This is a genomic window from Bradyrhizobium sp. (genome assembly GCF_016462955.1).
Taxonomy (GTDB): domain Bacteria; phylum Pseudomonadota; class Alphaproteobacteria; order Rhizobiales; family Xanthobacteraceae; genus Bradyrhizobium.
Window position 1 is genome coordinate 1 of the sequence record NZ_JAEMSD010000554.1, and the last position, 4,191, is coordinate 4,191.

Annotated in this window: 2 protein-coding genes and 1 pseudogene; all 3 read right to left on the reverse strand. The window is 64.8% G+C overall.

Going from position 1 to position 4,191, the window contains the following annotated elements:
* Positions 1 to 115: 115 nt before the first annotated feature.
* Positions 116 to 1,810: a methyl-accepting chemotaxis protein gene (locus JHD07_RS34210; RefSeq protein WP_291630193.1), complete on the reverse strand. Its 1,695-nt coding sequence runs from the start codon at positions 1,808 to 1,810 to the stop codon at positions 116 to 118.
* Between the two features lie 215 nt (positions 1,811 to 2,025).
* Positions 2,026 to 3,714 (reverse strand): CHASE3 domain-containing protein, encoded by a 1,689-nt coding sequence (locus JHD07_RS34215; RefSeq protein WP_291630195.1) that lies wholly within the window; start codon positions 3,712 to 3,714, stop codon positions 2,026 to 2,028.
* A gap of 287 nt (positions 3,715 to 4,001) precedes the next feature.
* Positions 4,002 to 4,191: pseudogene (locus JHD07_RS34220) on the reverse strand (methyl-accepting chemotaxis protein); the annotation flags it as partial.

Genomic DNA, 4,191 nt, shown 5'->3' on the forward strand with positions numbered 1-4,191 from the left:
CCCTTCTTCCTTTACCTGAGCACCGCCGGAAAGGCTAACCCCCGGCCGCTATCCCGCATTCACTTCCCTGCTACCGCACTGCGAAACCGACATCGCAGCCATGCCGCCACATTCCTTAGGCGGCACGGACCGAGTTCAGGAACTTGCCGACTTCGAGCTTGAGGCGGTTGGAGTCGCGGGACAGCATCTGCGCTGCCGACAGCACTTCCGAGGACGCCGAGCCGGTTTCGGAAGCGCCGCGCTGGACGTGGCCGACATTGGACGAGACCTGCTGGGTGCCTTGGGCCGCCTGCTGCACGTTGCGGGCGATCTCCTGGGTCGCCGCGCCCTGCTGCTCCACTGCTGCCGCGATCGCCGAAGCGATCTCCGACAAACGCGCGATGGTGCCGCTGATCTCGCCGATCGCGCTGACCGAATCCTGCGTCGCGGCCTGGATGCCGCCGACCTGCTGGCCGATTTCGCCGGTTGCCTTGGCGGTCTGCTCGGCAAGCGCCTTGACCTCGGAAGCCACGACTGCGAAGCCGCGGCCGGCCTCGCCCGCCCGCGCCGCCTCGATGGTGGCATTGAGCGCCAGCAGGTTGGTCTGGCCGGCAATGGCATTGATGAGCTCGACGACGTCGCCGATCCGCGACGCGGCCCGCGACAATTCGCTGACGCGCTCGGTGGTGGCGTGCGCCTGGCTGACCGCCTCGCTCGCGATCCTGCTGGAATCCTGCACCTGGCGGCCGATCTCACGGACCGAGGACGACATCTCCTCTGCCGCCGATGCCACCGAATGAACGTTGCTGGAGGCCGCCTCCGAGCCGGTTGCCACCGCAGTCGCCAGTTCCTGCGCCCGGCCGGCGGTCGAGGACAGGGTCGAGGCCGAAGCCTCGAGCTCGGTCGCGGCCGACGACACGGTCTCGACGATCTCGCCGATCGCGGCCTCGAAACCGTCGGCGAGTTTGGTCATGTCGGCCTTGCGCTGCGCCTCGGCCCGGCGCTGCACGGCCTGCACCTCGTCGCGGCTGAAGCGGACCAGGGTTTGCACGGTCTGGAGGTTACGCAGCGCCTCGCCGATCTCGTCGTCACGCTCGATCACGATGAGATTGTCGAGCTTGTCCTGGACGATGTTGACCAGGGTGTCGTTGAGCTGCCGCATCGGCTCCTGGATCGCACGCATGGTCGCAAAGCCGGCGAAGCAGACGATGGCGGCGCCTACGACGGCAAGCGCAGACAGCAGCAGGCTGGTCGAACCGCCGGTGGAGAGCGCGCCGCCGATGCCGAGCGCGAGCATGAACAGCAGCTGGAGCACCATCGTCGTGACCAGGCGTGCCTTCAGCGTGCCGGTGAAGATGCTGAAGCGGTCGAGCCAGGAACGGCGGCGGATGATGCCGGCGTCGATGCGATAGCCGTGCGGCTTCTTCTCACGGATGGCGGCATAGACTTCTTCGGCGAGCTTGCGCTGGTCGGCCGGCAGTTTGGTGCGGATCGAGGTGTAGCCCTTGACCTCGCCGTTCTCGCGGATCGGCGAAGCCGTCGCCAGCACCCAGTAGAAGTCGCCGTTCTTGCGCCGGTTCTTCACCGCGCCAAGCCAAGGCTTGCCGGCCTTCAGCGTGTCCCAGAGATTGTCGAACGCCTCCGGCGGCATGTCGGGATGGCGGACGATGTTGTGCGGCTGGCCCATGAGTTCCGCCGACGCAAAGCCGGCAGCCGCAATGAAATCCTCATTGAAGTAGGTGAGCTTGCCCTTGAGGTCGGTACGGGAGACGATCAACGTCTCGTCGCTGACCGGATATTCGACAGCAGTCACCGGAAAGTTCTTGCGCATCAAAGCCCCCAGAAGATGGAATGCAGTATCGATTATTCCAATCGGGACCGTCTCCAATCTGAGCCCGTCCGCCCGTCGATTGTCGTAAATGCGATTTAACTATCTGTGAAACGGACCGCCCGTAGCATTACGGGAGCTCTCACAGGCTGCGATGCACCGCAAACGAGACGAGCGGCGCCTTGCGGCGCCGCTCGTGTCTTGATCGGGCGAAAGGGTCAGGCCGCGCGGACGGTGGTCAGGAACTTGCCGACCTCGTTCTTCAGGCGGGTCGAGTCGTTGGACAGCATCTGGGCCGCCGACAGCACCTGCGAGGAGGCCGTGCCGGTCTCGGAGGCGCCGCGCTGGACGTCGGTGATGTTCGACGACACCTGCTGCGTGCCTTGCGCGGCCTGCTGCACGTTGCGGGCGATTTCCTGCGTTGCGGCGCCCTGCTCTTCCACTGCGGCAGCGATGGCCGACGAAATCTCCGACAGACGCTCGATGGTCGAGGAGATCTCCTTGATGGCACCGACCGAGTCGTTGGTCGCCGCCTGGATGCCGGAGATCTGCTGGCCGATCTCCCCGGTCGCCTTCGCGGTCTGCTCGGCGAGCGCCTTCACCTCGGAGGCGACGACCGCGAAGCCGCGGCCGGCTTCACCGGCGCGTGCCGCCTCGATGGTGGCGTTCAGTGCCAGAAGGTTGGTCTGGCCGGCGATGGTGTTGATGAGTTCCACGACGTCGCCGATGCGCGCGGCGGCCTTGGACAGCTCGCTGACGCGCTCGGTCGTGGCACGGGCCTGGCCGACCGCATCGCCCGCCATCCGCGCCGATTCCTGCACTTGACGGCTGATCTCGCCGACCGACGAGGCCATCTCCTCGGTCGCCGAAGCCACCGATTGCACGTTGGTGGAGGCTTCCTCAGAAGCGGCAGCGACCGTGGTAGCCAATTGTTGCGAGCGTTCGGCCGTACCGGTGAGGGTGCTGGCCGACGCCTCGAGCTGCGTGGAGGCGGAGGAGACCGTTCCGATGATCTGGCCGACAGCGCCTTCGAAATCGTCCGCGAGCCTGATCATGTCTTGCTTGCGTTGCTCCGCACTCCGCCGCTCAGCTTCGACCTGTTCCGCCTTGAGCCGCTCGACCTCGATCGCATTGGTCTTGAACACCTGGACGGCCTGGGCCATCTCGCCGATCTCGTCCTTGCGTTCGGTGCCCGATACGACCACCGATGTGTCACCCTGCGCAAGAATCCCCATCTCCGTGGTGATGCGCTGGATCGGGCGGGTCACCGCGATCGCGACGCCGAAGGCACCCACAAGAGACAGCAGCAGGGTGACGAAGCCGCCGATCAGCATGGCCATGTTGGCGCTGGCCGACGCGGCGTCGGAAGCCACTGCCCTCACCGACAACAAGGACCGCTCTTCCTTGTCCATTTCCTGCACCACGGTACGCAGGCCATCCATCGCCTTCTTGCCGGCGCCCGATGCCTCGAGTTCACGCGCCTTCGCCTGAGTTGCCGGATCCTTCATCAAGGCGATTTCGCGCTGCGCGACGTTGGTGGCCCAGTCGTTGGCGAGCGCCTTGACTTGCTCGAGCCGTTTCTGTTGCGTGGCGTTGTCCGAGGTCAGGCTGCCGACCTTGGCCGCCGCCTGCTGAAACTGCTTCTGCCCGGCCTCATAGGGAGCGAGGAAGGCGGTATCGCCCGACACGAGATAGCCGCGCACGCCGGTTTCCTGATTGACCATGGCGCTGACGAGTTCGGAAAGCTGCTCCATCACCTGATACGTGTGCACCGTCATCTTCGCCGTCGAGTTCATCACGCTCAGCGAATTGTAGATCGCCCCGGTGCTGCCGGCGACGACGAGACAGATCGCGACAAACACCGCCGATACCTTGATGGAAATGCGTAGATTATTGATCAGAGACATAGGTTTTCCTTGAGGCTGCCCACGCACCGAATCCTCATCGAGCGCGCGGCTCTCGTGAGTTGTGCACCAGTTCCCCTACCTTTGTAGGGTCGACCTCCTAGGAAAGAATTATCCGTCCTCCGCATTCCTACTGAGGACATGCGGGGCAACGTCCCGCAATTCTACTGGAGTTATCGAAAACTGGCAGTTCCAGCTGAATGCGAGTCTTGGGGCCGACATGAGCTTCCAAGCTAATGCGTCGGCCGCGATGGGAGCCGACGCAACTCCTCCTGCGGAGTTCGCTTCTGTCAGGCGGCGCGGACGTTGGTGAGGAACTTGCTGACCTCGTTCTTCAGCCGGCCGGAATCGTTGGACAGCATCTGCGCCGCCGACAGCACCTGTGACGACGCCGTGCCGGTCTCGGTGGCGCCGCGCTGCACGTCTGTGATGTTGGACGACACCTGCTGCGTGCCCTGTGCGGCCTGCTGCACGTTGCGG